17 protein-coding genes and 1 pseudogene are annotated in these 16,931 nt (G+C 63.1%); 7 read left to right on the top strand and 11 right to left on the bottom strand.

Annotated features, from left to right (window positions below; all coding sequences use genetic code 11):
- Positions 1 to 56: 56 nt before the first annotated feature.
- Both JOH52_RS18695 and JOH52_RS18690 read right to left on the bottom strand, forming a co-directional pair.
- On the bottom strand, positions 57 to 1,226 hold the full coding sequence (locus tag JOH52_RS18695) for a glycosyltransferase family 4 protein (protein WP_010969122.1): 1,170 nt from the start codon (positions 1,224 to 1,226) through the stop codon (positions 57 to 59).
- A 5-nt stretch (positions 1,227 to 1,231) separates the two neighbouring features.
- Positions 1,232 to 1,807, bottom strand: coding sequence for a polysaccharide biosynthesis/export family protein (locus JOH52_RS18690; protein WP_003529250.1), 576 nt, complete (start codon positions 1,805 to 1,807; stop codon positions 1,232 to 1,234).
- 209 nt (positions 1,808 to 2,016) lie between these two features.
- Between JOH52_RS18690 and JOH52_RS18685 the strand changes: the two genes are divergently transcribed.
- Complete coding sequence (locus JOH52_RS18685) at positions 2,017 to 4,155, top strand: GumC family protein (protein ID WP_014529753.1); 2,139 nt, start codon at positions 2,017 to 2,019, stop codon at positions 4,153 to 4,155.
- A gap of 2 nt (positions 4,156 to 4,157) precedes the next feature.
- Here the strand turns inward: JOH52_RS18685 and JOH52_RS18680 are convergent, their stop codons facing one another.
- Complete coding sequence (locus JOH52_RS18680) at positions 4,158 to 5,411, bottom strand: GNAT family N-acetyltransferase (RefSeq protein ID WP_010969124.1); 1,254 nt, start codon at positions 5,409 to 5,411, stop codon at positions 4,158 to 4,160.
- A gap of 281 nt (positions 5,412 to 5,692) precedes the next feature.
- Here JOH52_RS18680 and JOH52_RS18675 point away from each other — a divergent pair, with 281 nt between their 5' ends.
- Positions 5,693 to 6,343, top strand: a complete 651-nt coding sequence (locus JOH52_RS18675; RefSeq protein ID WP_010969125.1) for a CatB-related O-acetyltransferase — start codon at positions 5,693 to 5,695, stop codon at positions 6,341 to 6,343.
- A gap of 3 nt (positions 6,344 to 6,346) precedes the next feature.
- Here JOH52_RS18675 and JOH52_RS18670 read toward each other — a convergent pair whose 3' ends face one another.
- Together JOH52_RS18670 and JOH52_RS18665 are read right to left on the bottom strand one after the other, a co-directional pair.
- Complete coding sequence (locus tag JOH52_RS18670; RefSeq protein ID WP_010969126.1) at positions 6,347 to 7,087, bottom strand: metallophosphoesterase family protein; 741 nt, start codon at positions 7,085 to 7,087, stop codon at positions 6,347 to 6,349.
- Positions 7,088 to 7,098: 11 nt separating this feature from the next.
- Entirely contained in the window at positions 7,099 to 7,287 is a 189-nt protein-coding gene (locus JOH52_RS18665; protein WP_010969127.1) for a DUF2842 domain-containing protein, read from the bottom strand.
- Between the two features lie 199 nt (positions 7,288 to 7,486).
- Between JOH52_RS18665 and JOH52_RS18660 the strand changes: the two genes are divergently transcribed.
- Positions 7,487 to 8,590 carry a COX15/CtaA family protein gene (locus JOH52_RS18660; RefSeq protein WP_010969128.1) on the top strand — a complete coding sequence of 368 codons (1,104 nt, stop codon included), beginning with the start codon at positions 7,487 to 7,489 and terminating at the stop codon, positions 8,588 to 8,590.
- A gap of 70 nt (positions 8,591 to 8,660) precedes the next feature.
- Here the strand turns inward: JOH52_RS18660 and argC are convergent, their stop codons facing one another.
- The 5 genes from argC to JOH52_RS18635 form a co-directional block, all read right to left on the bottom strand.
- Entirely contained in the window at positions 8,661 to 9,593 is a 933-nt protein-coding gene (gene argC / locus JOH52_RS18655; protein ID WP_010969129.1) for an N-acetyl-gamma-glutamyl-phosphate reductase, read from the bottom strand.
- A 93-nt stretch (positions 9,594 to 9,686) separates the two neighbouring features.
- Positions 9,687 to 10,643 carry an agmatinase gene (speB, locus tag JOH52_RS18650; protein WP_010969130.1) on the bottom strand — a complete coding sequence of 319 codons (957 nt, stop codon included), beginning with the start codon at positions 10,641 to 10,643 and terminating at the stop codon, positions 9,687 to 9,689.
- A gap of 154 nt (positions 10,644 to 10,797) precedes the next feature.
- On the bottom strand, positions 10,798 to 11,265 hold the full coding sequence (gene rpsI, locus JOH52_RS18645) for a 30S ribosomal protein S9 (protein WP_003529231.1): 468 nt from the start codon (positions 11,263 to 11,265) through the stop codon (positions 10,798 to 10,800).
- A 2-nt stretch (positions 11,266 to 11,267) separates the two neighbouring features.
- Entirely contained in the window at positions 11,268 to 11,732 is a 465-nt protein-coding gene (gene rplM / locus JOH52_RS18640) for a 50S ribosomal protein L13 (RefSeq protein WP_003529229.1), read from the bottom strand.
- A 219-nt stretch (positions 11,733 to 11,951) separates the two neighbouring features.
- On the bottom strand, positions 11,952 to 12,383 hold the full coding sequence (locus JOH52_RS18635) for a PaaI family thioesterase (RefSeq protein WP_010969131.1): 432 nt from the start codon (positions 12,381 to 12,383) through the stop codon (positions 11,952 to 11,954).
- Positions 12,384 to 12,551: 168 nt separating this feature from the next.
- On the opposite strand from JOH52_RS18635, the pseudogene JOH52_RS18630 reads away from it, so the two are divergent.
- A pseudogene (locus JOH52_RS18630) lies at positions 12,552 to 13,374 on the top strand (enoyl-CoA hydratase).
- A gap of 88 nt (positions 13,375 to 13,462) precedes the next feature.
- Here the strand turns inward: JOH52_RS18630 and JOH52_RS18625 are convergent.
- A complete protein-coding gene (locus JOH52_RS18625) occupies positions 13,463 to 14,299 on the bottom strand; it encodes a DMT family transporter (RefSeq protein ID WP_010969133.1) in 837 nt (278 codons plus the stop codon).
- A 191-nt stretch (positions 14,300 to 14,490) separates the two neighbouring features.
- Between JOH52_RS18625 and JOH52_RS18620 the strand changes: the two genes are divergently transcribed.
- The 3 genes from JOH52_RS18620 to JOH52_RS18610 are packed head-to-tail and all read left to right on the top strand — an operon-like array spanning position 14,491 to position 16,587.
- Complete coding sequence (locus tag JOH52_RS18620; RefSeq protein ID WP_003529220.1) at positions 14,491 to 14,919, top strand: CoA-binding protein; 429 nt, start codon at positions 14,491 to 14,493, stop codon at positions 14,917 to 14,919.
- Between the two features lie 27 nt (positions 14,920 to 14,946).
- The gene (locus JOH52_RS18615) at positions 14,947 to 16,227 is read left to right on the top strand and encodes an O-acetylhomoserine aminocarboxypropyltransferase (protein ID WP_010969134.1); all 1,281 of its coding nucleotides are present in this window, start codon (positions 14,947 to 14,949) and stop codon (positions 16,225 to 16,227) included.
- A gap of 18 nt (positions 16,228 to 16,245) precedes the next feature.
- On the top strand, positions 16,246 to 16,587 hold the full coding sequence (locus tag JOH52_RS18610; RefSeq protein WP_010969135.1) for a cupin domain-containing protein: 342 nt from the start codon (positions 16,246 to 16,248) through the stop codon (positions 16,585 to 16,587).
- The last annotated feature ends 344 nt before the right edge of the window (positions 16,588 to 16,931 follow it).

The following is a 16,931-nucleotide window of genomic DNA, read 5'->3' as shown; positions in this document are numbered from 1 at the left end:
TCGCTTTCCGGCGCTGAAGTCCTTCGCCCGGATAGCAGAAAGCCACTAAGAAACGCTTACGTTGTACGCAGCCGCCCCTGCGGCACAAGCGATTCCTCGGTGAGGTCCCGATAAAGCTGCATCACGTGTCTGGTCATCACCGATGCGGCGAAGCGGGATTTGAACCGTTCCGCGTCGGGCATCGTCCGGGCAGCCCAGCCGGCGTCCCCGATGGCGTCGGCCATGAGACGGGCGAGCGCCCCCGCATCTCCGGGTGGGACGAGCGCCTCGCTATCGGCCCCGAGAACCTCCGGGATTCCTCCGACGCGGGTCGCGATTACGGGCTTTCCGGCGGCGAGCGCTTCCAGAAGGATATAGGGCATGGATTCCGCGCGGGAGGGAATGACGACCTTGCGGGCCAGAGCGAAAGCCTCGCGCGCCCTCATTGCCGGCAGCAGCCTGACGCGATCTGCGAGGCCCATGCGCAGGGTCATTTCTTCGTATTGCCGCTGCTGCGGGCCATCTCCAACCATCAAGGCGGAAAGTCTGCGGCCGGCGATCTCTTCGGCTGCGGCAAATCCTTCGATAAAAAGATCGGGACCCTTCAGGTCCCGCATCATGCCGATATAGAGGAAATCGACAGCGCCCGGCCCCGTCTCGACGGGTTCGAATTCCGCGTCGTCTATGCCGTTATAGATCAGCTCGTTGCGTGCCAGTGGAAGGCCGACCCTGGCACCGTAGGTGCGGCGTTCGTATTCGCAGACGAAGACAAGGGCGTCGGTCAGGCGTTCCTGCAGGCGCTCGACGCGGAGAATGAGCGAACCTGCCAGGGACCGGCGCTCGAAATGAAGGCTGCCCCCGTGGGGCGAATAGAGGCGGGCTACGCGATACTTGTTGACCCGCAGGGCTGAACCGACGATACGCGCCAGCACGCCACCCTTGGCGCCGTGCCCGTGCAATACATCCGGTTGCAAACTTCTGATTTCCTTGTAGCCGCGCCATAGCGCCGCGGCGTCCGATGCCCCGATCGAACGATGGATCGGTACGCGGATGATGCCGAGTGCCAGGTGAGGGCGAACCTCTTCAAACAGCGCGTCCTCGTGGGTACCGCCGGTGGTGCTGTCGCAAAGGATCCCGACCTGATGCCCGGCATTCGCATGGGCCTCGGCAAGGTCGCGCACGTGCCGGAATATGCCGCCGACCGGGGATCTGAAGCAATGAAGAATGCGCAAGGGGCGTTCGCTCATGGCGATCAGAACAGTCGTTCGCGTATATAGACGGTGTCGCCGGCGAGAACCGGGTCGGTTATCGGAACGCGTCCGGTGATGATGCGGCCGTTGATCTTGCGGGTGATGTCGGCGGTCGCCTGGTTGGCGCGTGGCGTGAAGCCGCCTGCGACGGCGATCGCATTCTGTACCGTCATCCCCGGTACGTAGGCATATTGGCCGGCCTGTCCCACTTCGCCCATGATGAAGACGGAACGGTAGCGGTCGACCTCGATCGTGACGTCCGGATCCTTGAGGAAGCCCTGGCGCAGCTTCGATGCGATCATCCCCTCCAGTTCCGGAAGCGTATGCCCGCGTGACGGAACGGCCCCGATCAGCGGGAAGGCGACATAGCCGGCCTGATCGACCGTATAGCTGCCGCTGAGGCTTGCCTGTTCGAAGACGTTGATGCGCAGGCGGTCACCGCTGTCCAGCCGATAGGGCTGCACCGTCGCCTGACTGAAGCCTTTGGGGGCGGGCTGGTAATTCGTGCAACCGCCGACGAGCGCCGACAAAATCGCAACGGCGAAGACGCTTGTTCTCTTGTTGGCTGCGGTCGACATGCGGTTAGGGGCTCCGAAAACGATCACCGTTCGCCGATGTTATCGATCCGTTAGGGTTAATGGCCGGTAAATCCGCCACGAGAATTTCCGGCATCGAATGTCCTTCCGATCCATGACGCATGCAGCCCTCTGGTTGCAGCGGAAATTAACCGTTGGGTTACCATGTTCGTTTACCTTCCCGCCAAACGAGAAAGCTTTGGAGTGCAGGCATGTCGGGCATCGGCGGGCAGCAGGATGTGGATATCGATCTCGGCGGGCTTTTTCGCGCCATCTGGCAGCGCCGCGTGCGGGTGCTGCTCGCCACGGTTGGGGCCGCTGCCGTCGCTTTCGGGGCTGCCAAGATGGTCGCTCCCGATTACGAGGGCGAGACGCGCGTCCTGATTGAGTCGCGCGAGCCCGAGTTCAGCGGCGCCAATCAAGTTTCGCAGAATGGCTCCGACCGGATGTTCGACGAGTCGGGCATCCTCAGCCAGGTGCAGGTCCTGCGTTCGGCGGACCTGATCAAGCAGGTCGCGCGCAACATGAAGCTTCACGAACTCGACGAGTTCGATCCCTCCGCACGGCCTTCCGCCGCGTCCGATCTCCTGGTGATGTTGGGCCTGAAGAAGAATACTCTCGATTTGCCGCCGGAAGAACGGGTGCTGAAGGAGTTCGAAGAGAAGCTGCAGGTCTACCAGGTCGAAAAGTCGCGTGTGATCGCCATCGCCTTCACCTCGAAGGATGCGACGCTCGCAGCCGCCATTCCGAACGAAATGGCCAATGTCTATCTTTCGCTGCAGAGCGGAGCCAAGCTCGACTCGAACTCCGAGGCAAGCCGCTGGCTTGAGCCGGAGATCGCCAACCTGCGCGAGAAGGTGCGCGAGGCGGAGGCGAAGGTCGCGCTTTACCGCGCCGAGTCGGGCCTGCTTCCGGCCGGCGAGACGCAGAATTTTGCCACGCGCCAGCTTACCGACATTTCGACGGAGCTTGCACGGGTGCGGTCGGAGCGGGCGAACACGGCCGCTCGCGCCGAGGGTATGCGGACGGCGCTCGCCGACGGCCGTCCGGCGGACACGCTTGCCGACATCGTCGGTTCGCCGATGATCCAGCGTCTCAAGGAGAACCACGCCAACGTCCAGGCGCAGATCGCAGATCTGTCGACGGCACTGCTCGACGGTCATCCGCGGTTGAAGGGGCTCAAGTCCCAGCTCGAAGGGATCGAAGGGGCGATCCGGTCGGAGACCCGGAAGATTCTTGCGAGCCTCGAAAATGAGGCGAAGGTCGGGCAACTGCGCGAGCAGCAGCTCGTTCAGCAAATGAACACGCTCAAGGCGCAATCGGCGCAGGCGGGCGAGGAGGAAGTCGGGCTGCGCGCGCTCGAGCGCGAGGCAACGGCGCAGCGCCAACTGCTCGAAACCTATCTCGCCCGATACCGCGAGGCGACCTCGCGTACCGTTGCAAACGCAACTCCGGCCGATGCGCGTGTGATTTCGCGCGCCGTGGTCCCGACCAGCCAGAGCTTCCCGAAGGTGCTGCCGATAACGATCGTCGCTGCCTTTGCGAGCCTCCTGTTCAGTTGCGTCGTCATCATGCTCGGCGAACTTTTCAGTGGCCGGGCGCTAAGGCCGGTCTCGGTCCCCGAAGCACCGGCCCCGGGTCAGCCGGCAGAAATGCCTTCAGTCCCTGGTGCCGTCGAAGAAAATCCCGCATCTGTCCTCGCCGCCGCAGACCCTGCGCCCGAGGAGAACGGCGACGATGGGAATGCGGCATCGAAGCACGACTTTTCGATCGAGTCGGTCGCCGAACATCTTCGTGCCAACGGTGTGCGGATTGCGGTCTCGGTATCCCCGGGCGGCGACGAGGGATCGACGGCGACCGTGATGCTGGCGCGCCTTCTGGCCGAGGACGGGCAGAAAGTCGTGCTGATCGACCTCTCCGGTTCGGCCTGTCCGACGCGGCTCATGGCACAATCGCGGGACCTTGCCGGGGTCACGAATCTGCTCATGGGCGAAGTCGCCTTCTCCGGGTCGATTCATTCGGACAGGTTGTCCGAAGCACATATCATACCCCATGGCGACGCCGACCCTCATGCGGCGATGCGCGGCATCGACCGGCTGCAGATCATCATCGATGCGCTCGCCAATGCCTACGATCTCGTCCTGATCGAATGCGGGTCGGCCGACGCGGAGGCCGTGGCCAAGGTGGCACGGCACGAGGGCACCGAGATCATCCTGTCGGCACCGTCGATCAGCGACGATGAGATCGTCGAAATGCTGATGAGTTTCGGGGAAGCCGGATATCGCGACGTCGTGCTGATGACCGGGAAGGGGCAGGACGGCCCGGATTTTCCCGACCGCCGCGCTGCATAACGTCACGCTTCATCCGCGTTCGCAGCCGATGTCTGTCGCCGCTGCCGCTGCCGTTGAATGAAGGCATAAAGCGTTTCGTTGGCCTTGACCAACCGTTTCGCCCGGGCGATCGCCCTGAAACCGCCGGCGGCCAGCCGGCCGCGGAACGTCAGGGGCAGAACGATGTCGCGCAACGTCGTCTCGACCGTGCACCACGACCGCTTGTAAGGCTGATCGCCGATGCCGAAGTCGAAGAGGGCGACGCCTTCTGCGCAAAGACGCTCGATCATTCTGTAGAAAAGCAACTCGCCCGGGCTGGCATCCGCGGCGATTTCCTCGTCGATCGAGCCGAACTGGCAGATGACGTGGTCGCCCTTGCGCGAGAGACCGGCGACCGCGACAATGCGGCCGGCGTGTTCGCCCCTCAGCCTTATGGCATTGAGCTCCAGGAGGTTGCCGGGCTCGGGGGCCCTGGCATCGATCAGGGCGTGGAAAAAGGTGCGCGTCTCCGCCTCGCGAAAGGAATCCGGCAGGCCGAGTGTCTCGAAGCGGGCGGCTTTCTGCCGGAAGAATGTCTCGAGCAGGGCATGGGCCTCCTGCGCTTCGCGAGCGATCACATAGTCGTAGCCGCCGATCTCGGCGAGGCGCCTTTCGGATATGCGCATCTTTTTGCGCCGCCGCTTGGCATTGATCTGGGCGAGCGTGCGCTCCATGGTGCCGAGAAGCGGCAATTGGAACGAGGCGTTCGGGTTCTCGATGCCGGCCAGAACGGCGAGGGGGTGCGGCGCGCCGCGCCAGATCCGCGGCGTCCGGTCGAATACGATCACGTCCGCGAAACGGCGGAGCTGGCGACCGATACCGCCGGTCAGCGCTGCCGTGAGCTCCGCAGCGGGCACGTTGCCGATGCCGGCGCCGAACAGGCCGGTGTTGAGATTGCTGTGCTCCGAGCCGATCAGGCGCGCCGCGCGGAGAAGCCGGCTGCGTTCGATCTCGAAAGGAAGGAGAAAAAGCGGCTCCCTGCCAGCGGCGCCACGGACGATGAGCAGTTCGCTGCCATGCGTCTTTGTCCATGCCGCGCACCAGTCGAAGCTCTGGTGCAGCGAATTGCCGCTGCTTTCGTCAAGCGCTCGCCATTCCGCTTCGAGCTCGGCCATGTCCGCGTGGACGGAGATGGTGATCCGATCGGCAGCGCTGCCTCCATGGGCGAGGCTCCCGGCCGAATGATACCGCCCGGCGCTGGTTTCCGGCGAAAGGGTGAAATCGGAACTTGCCATCATTGTCGATCCGCATGCGTGATGCAGCCATTGAAGCGGAAATTCCGATAGATCTGATTAATCCGGCAGGCACTCGCGTGCCCGGCAGACAACAGGGTTAGGGGAATATGAAGCTGGACCAGGCGGCGGCTGGAATTGCCGGCGCAGGCGCGTTAAGTTCTCTGCCGTTCGATGGAGGGGCAGATGCGCCACCGAGAAAGGTCCGGGTTCAAGCGGTTTTGTGCAGCCGGACCGCAGAGCCGGCCTGTATGTCTGCTTTGACGACCATTTCCCTGGAGCGAATAATGCCAACCATCCATTCCGCGCCTGATCCTGGCGCCGCCTTTCCCGTCGCCGAGTTCCCGCGCATCGGATTTCTCAGGAACATCGTGCGCTCGCCACTGATCGAGGCCGGCGAGTTCAGCTATTACGACGATCCGGACGGTCCCGAGCGCTTCGAAGAGAAGTGCGTTCTCTATCACTATGACTTCGTGGGCGATCGGCTGGTGATCGGCCGCTTCTGTGCGCTGGCGACCGGCATACAGTTCATTATGAACGGGGCCAACCACGCGACCGGAGGCTTCTCGACCTTTCCGTTCGGCATCTTCCCCGGTGCCTGGCGCGATGGCTTCGACCCTGACGCCTACAGGACCGGTTATCGTGGCGACACGACCGTCGGAAACGATGTCTGGATCGGCATGGAGGCGACCATTTTGCCGGGCGTGACGATCGGCGATGGCGCGATCGTTGCGGCAAAAGCGGTCGTTACGAAGGATGTGCCTCCCTATGCCGTCGTCGCGGGCAATCCCGCACGGGTGGTGAGATTGCGCTTCCCCGATGCAACGATCGAGCGATTGCAGGCGATTGCCTGGTGGCGTTGGCCGATCGACAAGGTGACGCGCAACATCGCGGCGATAACCGGCGCCGATCTCGATGCACTGGAAGGCGCCCGGTAGAAGTCAGTCGAGGAATCCGGTCGCGAGCGCCCTTGCCCATTCGGCGCGGCCGCGTTCGGCCGCGAGGAGCGACGCCGCCATGTGATCGTAGCCGACACAGCGGAAGGTGACGTTCCAGTCGCCGGAGGCCCGCTCGACAATGGCGTAGCGGGCATCCGGCGAACCGGTTTCGACCTTGTGCGCGACCGGCCGGTCGTCGTCATAGGCAGGGCAGCCGACACTGCCCGGGTTGACCAGCAGCCGCCCGCCCGAAAGCCGCAGGGCGCGTTGAACATGCGTGTGGCCGCAGAGGATCACTGGATGCTCGATACCGTCGGCAAAGCGCTCGATCTCCGCGCGCCGCGCCATGTGAACGATGCCATCGCCCGTCAGCGCCTCCATCCAGTAGGTCTCGTCGCTTGCCGGCGTGCCATGGCAGAGAAAGAGAGCGTCCCGATAGACAAGGGTCGCCGGCAGAGCGGCCAGCCAGTGGAGGTGGTGCTCATCGAGTTCGTCATGGGCGGAGCGGTCGGACAATCCCATGCGGGCAGGGCCGAGCGTGAGAAGATAGCGGTCGTGATTGCCGCGTATCGCAGCGGTACGGCGGCCGATCAGGATCTCCGCCGTCCGGGCGGCATTCAGCGGGCCGCTCAGATGATCGCCAAGATTGACGATCTCGTCGATGCCCTGTGCATCGATGTCGGCAAGCACGGCCTCGAGCGCGAGATCGTTGCCGTGGATATCGGAGATTACCGCGATTCTCATACCTGGAAACCTCAGTGATCGGCGGCGGGTTTTTCCATCCACTTGATGATCAGCATGGCGGGAAGAACCCACAGCAGGCCGGTGAAGAAGAAATAAAGCAGATGCACCCACCAGGGAGACGCGCCGAGCAGCAGGGAAGCGAAGGTAACGGCCGCAAGTGCGTAGACGACGACGAGGATGATGAGCAGGACGGTGCCCATCAGTTTTCGGAGGCGTACGGGCATTTTTCGTTCTTTCGGTGGCGGCAACGCTGGCACTCGGGCGGCCCGCGACGGCATGCCGCAAAGGGTTCGGCCTTGTTTTGCACGGCACTCTGGTGCAAATCAACGGCTTTCAGACCGTCCTGACCGGCAACGCCGGCATAACGGTACCGTTTCCGGCGACAGATGAGGAAGTGCCATGGCCCACGCCGAATTGGCAACAGAACAGATGCTGCTCAAAGAGATCGGCAGAACCGAGCGCAACCGCCGGCAGATCCGCGGCTGGCTTGCCGCCGTTCTCTTCGCTCTGTTTGCGCTGGTGCTCGTCGGAGGGGCGACGCGACTGACCGAATCCGGCTTGTCGATCACCGAGTGGAAACCCGTCCACGGCGTCATACCGCCGCTCTCCGCGGAGGAATGGGAGGAGGAATTCCGTCTCTACCAGCGCATTCCGCAATATGAGCAGATCAACAAGGGCATGACGGTCGATGAGTTCAAGACCATCTTCTGGTGGGAATGGGCGCACCGGCTGCTCGCGCGCGGCATCGGCGTGATCTTCGCCCTGCCGCTCTTCTTCTTCTGGGTCACAGGGCGGATCGAGCGACGTCTGCGGCTGCCGCTTCTCGGAATCCTGGCGCTCGGCGGTTTTCAGGGCTTCATCGGCTGGTGGATGGTATCCTCCGGTCTGGCGGAACGGACTGCAGTCAGCCAGTACCGGCTCGCCACGCATCTGACCATCGCCTGCCTGATCTTCGCCGCCTGCATGTGGATTTACCGGGGGCTGTGTCCGCATTCCGACGACGCGCATCCGACGAAAAGGTCGCAAGGGATGGCCGGGGCCATAGCGATCATGAGCCTCTTCCAGATCTATCTGGGCGCGATCGTCGCGGGTCTCGATGCGGGTCTGAGCTACAACACCTGGCCGCTGATGGACGGGGCGATCGTGCCGGGCGGCCTGTTCGTGCAGCAGCCCGCCTGGATCAATCTCTTCGAAAATCCGAAGACGGTGCAGTTCGTACACCGTCTCGGCGCCTATCTGCTGTTCGCATTGGCGCTTTGGCACATGATCGCGTCGCTCCGCGCCGCGCCGGAGACGACACATGCCCGCCGCTCGGTGCTCCTGTTCGCGCTGGTGACGGTGCAGGCGGCAATCGGCATCACGACGCTGCTTCTGCAGGTACCGATCGGCTGGGGCGTGCTGCATCAGGGCGGTGCGCTCGTCGTGCTCGGCTTCGCGATCGCCCATTGGCGCGGTTTCGTCGGCACCTATCCGAGAGACACGGCGATAGAAATGCGCGACTGATTTGCCTGCATTCGAACGAACGAAAACCCCGGCAGGAACGCTGCCGGGGTTTTCGTCTCGATTTGCTGTGTCAGGCGGACAGCATCAGGTCCATGTTCTGGACGGCGGCGCCCGAGGCGCCCTTGCCGAGATTGTCGAGCAGCGCGACCAGATTGACATGCGCTCCGCCCTTGGTGCCGAAGACGAAAAGCTTCATGGCGTCGCTGCCGGCGAGCTCCGTCGCATCGATCCGGGCGAGCTTGGCGCTCTCGTCAAGCGGCACGACTTCGACAATCGACTGTCCCGCATAATGGTCGACGAGGGCACGATGGATCGTTTCGAGCGTTGCACCGGCAGCCAGGTCCTCGAGATAGAGTGGCACCTGCACGATCATCCCCTGCGCGAACTTGCCGACGGAAGGGCTGAAGACCGGTGCGCGCTCGAGGAGCCCGTGCATCTTCATTTCCGGCACGTGCTTGTGCTTCAGGGTAAGCCCATAAAGGAAATGCGGCGCGCCGATGTGGTCCGGATTCTGATCGTCCTCCATCTGCGCGATCATCTGTTTGCCGCCGCCGGTATAGCCCGAAACCGCATTGACGGTGACGGGATAGCCGTCCGGCAGGATACCAGCCTGGCGCAGAGGGCGGATCAGGGCGATCGCTCCGGTCGGGTAGCAGCCGGGATTGGCGACATGGCGCGCGTCGCGGATCCGCTGGGGCTGCGCCTTGTCCATCTCGGCAAAGCCATAGGCCCAGTCGGGAGCGACGCGATGCGCGGTCGAAGTGTCGATGATGCGCACGCGATTGTTTCCGGCAACCATGGCTACGGCCTCCCGCGAGGCGTCGTCCGGCAGGCAGAGGATGGCGATATCGGCGCTGTTCAGTAGATCCTCACGCATCGCCGCATTGCGTCGCTCCGCTTCCGGAATGGACAGGAGTTCGAGATCCGTACGCCCGGCCATGCGCACACGGATCTGCAGGCCCGTCGTGCCGTGTTCGCCATCGATAAAGATCTTCGGTTTCATGATTTCCCTGCTCCTGCAGTCCGTTAGCGGCGTTTCCGGAATCAGTCTGGCATAGAATTGAATCAATTTCTTGAGCGCACGCAGCCGCTTCGATCAGCCGCGCCTCTCCGCCAGCCACTCGGCACGCAGGCCCAGCATATACATGGCGATGGTCGAGCCAGCAATGGCGGTGAGGTCCGCGTGGTCGTAGGCGGGCGCCACCTCGACCACGTCGCTTCCGGCGATATGAAGCGCTCCGAGTTTGCGCAGGACCGATAGTATCTTTGCGCTCGAGGGGCCGCCGGCCACGGGCGTGCCCGTGCCGGGCGCAAAGGCCGGGTCGAGGCAATCGATATCGAAGGTCAGATAGGCGGGACGATTGTCGACATGGCGGATGATGGTATCGGCGATCTCCTCGGCGCGCATCTCCTCGAGCTCGTAGCCGTAGACGATCCGAATGCCGCAATCCTCCGGTGCATGCGTCCGGATGCCGATCTGGATCGAGCGTTCCACGTCGATCAGCCCCTCGCGTGCCGCGCGGCCGACGAAGGCGCCATGATCGATGCGGCCTTTCTCGTCCGGCCAGGTGTCCTGATGGGCATCGAACTGGACGAGGGCGAGGGGCCCGTGCAGGGCTGCATGGGCCCTCAGGATGGGATAGGTGACGAAGTGGTCGCCGCCGAGCGTCAGCAGGTAGGCGCCCGACTTCAGGATTTTCGACGCCTCGCGCTCGATGGTCTGGGGAGTCCTCGCATGGTTGCCGTAGTCGAGCAGGCAATCGCCGTAATCGATCGTCGCCATGTCGGCAAACAGGTCACGCTGGAACGGATATTGCGGATCGTTGTCGAAGATCGCCGATGCACGGCGGATCGCCTGAGGCCCGAAGCGTGCGCCGGGGCGATTCGACGTGGCTGCATCGAACGGAATTCCCCAGACGACCGCCTCCACACCCTTGAGCTCCTTGGTGTATTTCCGCCGCATGAAGGAAAGGATGCCGGCATGCGTCGGATCGGAGGCCGCCGTCGTCAGTGATTTTGCAGTGATCGCGTGGTCGATCGACTTGTTGGCCATGCTGTTCTCCCGTCGGATGGACGGGACGTTGGCCAATCGTTCGGGGCAAGGCAAGAGCCCGGCGTCAAAATCATGTGCAAGGGAACCCTTGGCCCACGGCGCATGAAAAAAGGCCGGGACGAACCCGGCCTTCGAAAGTGCAGTCTGCCAGCGATTAGCGCTTGGAGAACTGGAACGAACGACGTGCCTTGGCACGGCCGTACTTCTTGCGCTCGACCACGCGGCTGTCGCGGGTGAGGAAGCCGCCACGCTTCAGAACGGGGCGCAGGCCCGGTTCGAAGTAGGTGAGGGCCTTGGAAATGCCGTGACGAACGGCACCGGCCTGGCCGGAAAGGCCGCCGCCGGCAACGGTCGCATCGATGTCGAACTGGCCGTCACGGGCAGCCGCGACGACCGGCTGCTGCAGGATCATCTGCAGAACCGGACGGGCGAAATAGTCCGAGAAAGGCTTGCCGTTGATGGTGATCTTGCCGGAACCGGCCTTGATCCAAACGCGGGCGACGGCGTCCTTGCGCTTGCCGGTCGCGTAGGAGCGGCCCTGGGCGTCGACTTTCTTGACGTGAACCGGAGCAGCCGGTTCCGCGGTCGTGGCGATTTCCTTGAGAGCGGAAAGGTCAGCCATTATCAGGCGCTCCTTGTGTTCTTGCTGTTCAGCTTGGCGACGTCGAGGACGGCCGGCTGCTGTGCTTCGTGCGGGTGGTTCGAGCCGGCGTAGACACGCAGGTTCTTCATCTGGCGACGGCCGAGCGGGCCGCGCGGAACCATGCGCTCGACGGCCTTCTCGATGACGCGCTCCGGGAAGCGGCCTTCGATGATCTGGCGCGCGGTGCGCTCCTTGATGCCGCCGGGGTAACCGGTGTGCCAGTAGTACTTCTTGTCGGTGTACTTCTTGCCGGTGAGGACGGCCTTCTCTGCATTGATGACGATGACGTTGTCGCCGTCGTCGACATGCGGCGTGTAGGTGGCTTTATGCTTGCCGCGCAGGCGGTTTGCGATGAGGGAAGCGAGGCGACCGACAACGAGGCCTTCGGCGTCGATGAGGATCCACTTCTTCTCCACCTCTGCAGGCTTCTGAACGAAGGTTGCCATATCTAAACTCTTTCGTTTGGACCCGGAACGAAGCCGGGCGTTTCTTGTTGCTTGCTTTGACCTCGAGGAGGGCAAAAAAGAAGGCGGCCCAGTCGGACCGCGATCTGGGGCAGCTTATACGGAAGCTCGCAAACAAGGTCAAGGCCGACTTTCCGCGCGTCATGAAAGAAGACGAAGCAAAATCAAACAGTTAATAGTGTGGTTTCATAATACCACACTTCAGCGGGGCGGAATCGAATAGGTCGCCGTCGCATGAGCGACCAAATCGGGGCTTGCCACCGGCTTTATCGAGGCGTCGAGAACGGCCAGCCGTTTGCCGAGCTTGAGAATCCGGCAGGTACATTCGAGTGGTTCCGGTTCCGGCTTGCGCAGGAAGTTGATGTTGAGGCTGGTGGTGACGGCAAGCGCGACCGGACCGATATGCGCGATGAGCGCGATATAGGCCGACACGTCCGCCAGCGCGAAGAGTGTCGGGCCCGAGACCGTGCCGCCCGGACGGATGTGGCGCTCGTTCGGGTCGAGCCGCATCGTGGCGAAGCCCGGTCCGGTCTCGGTTACCGAGAAGACCTTCCCGTCCGTGTGGACCTGCGGAAAATCGGTGTCGAGAAAGCGGTTGAGCTCATCGACGTTCATGACCGGCTGCAGGGTCATCGCGCCTCTCCATGTTACGTGCCTCGGTTGCACCCGTTACAGGACGTCCTGGAGCGCCGCGCAAGCGGGAAATTGGTCTTACGCAGTTATGGGTCAGACCGGCGCGCGGGCTTGAAAGAGCGGCGACGGCGGCGTACCACGGCACGAACTTCGATATGGGAGAGAACCATGGCGGACGTCGTTTCATTCAGGAAAGAAGAGTCGAACGGACCCTTGCTGCGCGAGTTCAACGGCCCGGTCCTGCGGCTTACACTGAACAATCCCCCGGCAAACGTGCTTTCGACCGCCCTGATGGAAGCATTGCTGGCGGCGCTCGAGGAGGCGTCCGTCTCGAAGGAGATCAAGGTCGTCGTGATCGCCGCGACAGGCAAGCTCTTCTCCGCCGGCCACGATCTCAAGGAAATGACCTCCCACAGGGCCGACCCGGACGGAGGCCGGGCGTTCTTCGAGCGAACGATTCGCCTTGCAGCCGAAGTCATGCTGACGATCACCAGGCTGCCGCAGGCGGTCATCGCCGAAGTCGACGGCCTCGCGACCGCCGCGGGCTGCCAGCTGGGTCGCCAGTTGCGATCTCGCGATCTGCACCGACACGTCGACCTTCTGCACCCCCGGCGTGAATATCGGTCTTTTCTGTTCTACGCCGATGGTCGCCTTGACGCGCGCTGCCCATCGCAAGCAGGCGATGGAGATGCTTTTGACCGGTGAGACGATCGATGCCGGGACAGCGAAGGAGTTCGGTCTCGTCAACCGCATCGTCCCGCAGCAATATCTGCGCCAGGTCATCGACAAATATGCGTCGATCATCGCCTCGAAGTCGCCGCAGGCGCTGAAGATCGGCAAGGAGGCTTTCTATCGCCAGGCCGAAATGCCGCTTGCCGATGCTTACGACTTCGCTGTCGGCGTGATGGTCGAGAACATGCTCGCCCGCGATGCCGAGGAAGGTATCGGTGCCTTTCTCGGCAAGCGCATGCCGGAATGGAAGGAGGAATAGTGCATGCCGCCCAAAAGTGTGCAGCGGTTTTGGGATAACGACATGCATGATAACGACCTACAGCGCGGCGCGCTTTATGTCCTAGGCCTCAGGCGAGCCTGAGCAGCAAGGCACCGAGCGCAATGATGAAGGCGGCGATGATGCGCCAGGCGCTGACGCGCTCCTTGAGGAACACGACGGAGATGACCACGGCAAAGAGGATTGCCGTTTCGCGGAGCGCCGCGACGGTGGCGACCGGGGCTTTCGTCATCGCCCAGAGCGCAAGGCCATAGGAGCCGATCGATCCGGCGCCGCCGATAAGCCCGCGCCACCAGTGACGGCTCACATGCCGCGCGACCGGCTTGACGCCGCGTCGGGCAAAGGCCCAGCCGAAGAGAAGGACCGGCGGCAGCAATGCCATCCAGAGCGTGTAGGATATGGCATTGCCGGAAATGCGGGCGCCTATCCCGTCGACATAGGTATAGCTCGCGATAACGCAGGCGTTGAGCAGTGCCAGAACGATGGCGTGCCTGCCGCCCTTGCGGGATTCGAAGGCGAGCGTCAGCACGCCCGCGGAGATCGTCATGATGCCGGCCATCGCGCCGCCGGTCAGTTTCTCGCCGATGACGAGGCTGCTCGTCGCCGCAACGATCAGAGGAGCGACGCCGCGCATCAAGGGATAAACCAGCCCGATATCGCCGGCCCGGTACGCGGCTGCGACCAGCTGGAAATAGGCGAACTGGAAAAGTGCCGAAACCAGGATGTAAGGCACGGCCTCGGAACCGGGCATCGGGAGGAAGGGCAGGAAGGGGAGCGCCACGACCGCGCCGCCAAGCGACACCATGGCGGCGTCGAGCGATTTTTCCGTACCGGCCTTGACGAGCGCATTCCAGGTCGCGTGCAGCAGCGCTCCGAGAAGTACGAGCGCAATGACGTCCGGCGGCAAGATGAACCTCGGCGGGGTGATTGGGCGGGAAAGCCGGTTGTGGGCTCGCATTTGCCGAAATGCAACCGGAATTACGGATCGATCGCAACGAAACGGTTGAAATGCATGGCCGGGGGAAGGTGCCTCGGTTGACTCGCGGCCGCTCCACGCCAACTATCGCTCCGCATGATGAACATGCCCGGACAACAAGCATGAACCACGACGCCTACCCGGACTATTATCTTGCCGACATCCTGCGCGAGACGAAGACCATCGCGCTCGTCGGCGCCTCGCCGAAGCCGGAACGGCCGAGCTATCGCGTCATGGCCTTCCTTCTCCGCAAGGGATACCGCGTCATTCCGGTCAATCCCGGCCATGCGGGCGGCACGATCCTCGACCAGCCGGTGGTAGCGCGCCTCGCGGATATAGGGGAGCCGATCGACATGGTGGACGTCTTCCGTGCGGCTTCGGCCTTGCCCGCGCTCGTCGACGAGATCCTGGCGCTGCCGGCCCTGCCCAAGGTCATCTGGGGACAACTGTCCGTCCGCGACGACGCAGCTGCCGCCAAGGCTGAGGCCGCAGGCATCAAGGTCGTCATGGACCGTTGCCCGGCAATCGAATATCCGCGACTGGTCGGATGATCCTTAATAAGTGAGGGAGGAACGACGATGAAAGCCGGACCCGGATTCAGCACGCTTGCAATTCACGCCGGGGCCCAGCCCGATCCGACGACCGGTGCGCGGGCGACGCCGATCTATCAGACGACCAGCTTCGTCTTCAACGACACGGATCATGCGGCCGCACTCTTCGGCCTCCAGCAATTCGGCAATATCTATACCCGCATCATGAATCCGACGCAGGCGGTGCTGGAGGAGCGGATCGCGGCGCTCGAAGGCGGGACCGCCGGGCTGGCCGTTTCCTCGGGGCATGCGGCCCAGCTGCTGGTTTTCCATACGATCATGAGGCCGGGTGACAATTTCGTTTCCGCCAGACAGCTTTACGGCGGGTCGGCCAATCAGTTCGGCCATGCCTTCAAGGCCTTCGACTGGCAGGTCCGCTGGGCCGATTCGGCGGAGCCCGAAAGCTTCGATGCGCAGATCGACGAACGCACCAAGGCGATCTTCATCGAAAGCCTCGCCAATCCGGGCGGCACCTTCGTCGACATAGCCGCAATCGCTGACGTTGCGCGGCGACACGGACTGCCGCTCATCGTCGACAATACGATGGCGACGCCCTATCTGATGCGGCCGCTCGAACACGGCGCCGATATCGTCGTCCATTCGCTCACCAAGTTCATCGGCGGTCACGGCAATTCGATGGGCGGCATCATCGTCGACGGCGGTACGTTCGACTGGTCGAAATCCGGCAAGTATCCGCTGCTGTCGGAGCCGAGGCCCGAATATGGCGGCGTCGTCCTGCACCAGGCCTTCGGCAACTTCGCCTTCGCCATCGCCGCACGGGTATTGGGTCTGAGGGACTTCGGTCCGGCCATTTCGCCCTTCAACGCCTTCCTGATCCAGACCGGCGTCGAGACGCTGCCGCTGAGGATGCAGCGCCATTGCGACAACGCGCTGGAGGTCGCCAAATGGCTGAAGGGACATGAAAAGGTCTCCTGGGTCCGCTATTCCGGGCTCGAAGACGATCCGAACCACGCACTGCAGAAACGCTACTCGCCGAAGGGGGCGGGAGCCGTTTTCACCTTCGGGCTCGCGGGCGGATACGAGGCGGGAAAGCGCTTTGTCGAGGCACTGGAAATGTTCTCCCATCTTGCCAATATCGGCGACACGCGTTCGCTCGTCATCCACCCCGCATCGACCACGCACCGGCAGCTCACGCCGGAGCAGCAGGTCGCCGCAGGCGCCGGACCCGACGTCATCCGGTTGTCGGTCGGCATCGAGGATGTGGCCGACATCATTGCCGATCTCGAACAGGCGCTGGGCAAGGCCTGAGAGGCGTGGAGGCTTCCCATGAGCCATATGCTGAATTTCGATCCGTCTTCCCTCGAGGCTGAGATCGGGGCGCCGGCGCCCGACAGGCTGATTTCTGGAAATCCGGAATTTCGCACCTGGAATTTCGAGGAGGCCGGCGGGCTCTATGCGGGCATATGGGAGGCCACGCCCGGCAAATGGCGCATCGTCTATGACGAGTGGGAATATTTCCACATCCTCTCCGGTCATTCGATCGTGACCGAAGAGGGCGGGGTACCCCTTCATCTCAGAGCCGGCGACAGCCTGGTGCTGAGACCCGGCTTCAAGGGAACCTGGGAAGTCGTTGAAACGACTCGCAAGGACTACGTGATCCGCGTCTGACGCCGGCCGCGATGAGGACGTTGGGGAAGGTATGCGTTACGGCAGTGTCCGCTTGCGGGTGTGCGGGCATATTTCACCTGCGGCTCGGCCTGAGGATAGTATCTCCGTATCGACGGACGGCATCCGTCCCCACGTCCACCCTCATCCCTGTGCTTGTCACAGGGATCCAGCAGCGCCGCGTCTGCGGCGCCGAACAGTTCTTTAAGCCCAAGGACTTGGGCTTGCTGGATTCCTGTGACGGGCACAGGAATGAGGTTGGGGGAAGGTATGCGTTACGGGCAGTGTCCGCTTGTGGGTGTGCGGGCATATTTCACCTGCGGCTCGGCCTGAGGATAGTATCTCCG

The sequence above is a fragment of the Sinorhizobium meliloti genome (assembly GCF_017876815.1).
Lineage (GTDB): Bacteria > Pseudomonadota > Alphaproteobacteria > Rhizobiales > Rhizobiaceae > Sinorhizobium > Sinorhizobium meliloti.
This window is presented reverse-complemented; position numbering and strand designations above follow the sequence as displayed.

What these genes read in the sequence shown, in the direction of transcription:
- JOH52_RS18695 (WP_010969122.1), bottom strand. Translation starts at nt 1,226, where the DNA reads ATGAGCGAACGCCCCTTGCGCATTCTTCATTGCTTCAGATCCCCGGTC.
- JOH52_RS18690 (WP_003529250.1), bottom strand. Translation starts at nt 1,807, where the DNA reads ATGTCGACCGCAGCCAACAAGAGAACAAGCGTCTTCGCCGTTGCGATT.
- JOH52_RS18685 (WP_014529753.1), top strand. Translation starts at nt 2,017, where the DNA reads ATGTCGGGCATCGGCGGGCAGCAGGATGTGGATATCGATCTCGGCGGG.
- JOH52_RS18680 (WP_010969124.1), bottom strand. Translation starts at nt 5,411, where the DNA reads ATGATGGCAAGTTCCGATTTCACCCTTTCGCCGGAAACCAGCGCCGGG.
- JOH52_RS18675 (WP_010969125.1), top strand. Translation starts at nt 5,693, where the DNA reads ATGCCAACCATCCATTCCGCGCCTGATCCTGGCGCCGCCTTTCCCGTC.
- JOH52_RS18670 (WP_010969126.1), bottom strand. Translation starts at nt 7,087, where the DNA reads ATGAGAATCGCGGTAATCTCCGATATCCACGGCAACGATCTCGCGCTC.
- JOH52_RS18665 (WP_010969127.1), bottom strand. Translation starts at nt 7,287, where the DNA reads ATGGGCACCGTCCTGCTCATCATCCTCGTCGTCGTCTACGCACTTGCG.
- JOH52_RS18660 (WP_010969128.1), top strand. Translation starts at nt 7,487, where the DNA reads ATGGCCCACGCCGAATTGGCAACAGAACAGATGCTGCTCAAAGAGATC.
- argC (WP_010969129.1), bottom strand. Translation starts at nt 9,593, where the DNA reads ATGAAACCGAAGATCTTTATCGATGGCGAACACGGCACGACGGGCCTG.
- speB (WP_010969130.1), bottom strand. Translation starts at nt 10,643, where the DNA reads ATGGCCAACAAGTCGATCGACCACGCGATCACTGCAAAATCACTGACG.
- rpsI (WP_003529231.1), bottom strand. Translation starts at nt 11,265, where the DNA reads ATGGCTGACCTTTCCGCTCTCAAGGAAATCGCCACGACCGCGGAACCG.
- rplM (WP_003529229.1), bottom strand. Translation starts at nt 11,732, where the DNA reads ATGGCAACCTTCGTTCAGAAGCCTGCAGAGGTGGAGAAGAAGTGGATC.
- JOH52_RS18635 (WP_010969131.1), bottom strand. Translation starts at nt 12,383, where the DNA reads ATGACCCTGCAGCCGGTCATGAACGTCGATGAGCTCAACCGCTTTCTC.
- JOH52_RS18620 (WP_003529220.1), top strand. Translation starts at nt 14,491, where the DNA reads ATGAACCACGACGCCTACCCGGACTATTATCTTGCCGACATCCTGCGC.
- JOH52_RS18615 (WP_010969134.1), top strand. Translation starts at nt 14,947, where the DNA reads ATGAAAGCCGGACCCGGATTCAGCACGCTTGCAATTCACGCCGGGGCC.
- JOH52_RS18610 (WP_010969135.1), top strand. Translation starts at nt 16,246, where the DNA reads ATGAGCCATATGCTGAATTTCGATCCGTCTTCCCTCGAGGCTGAGATC.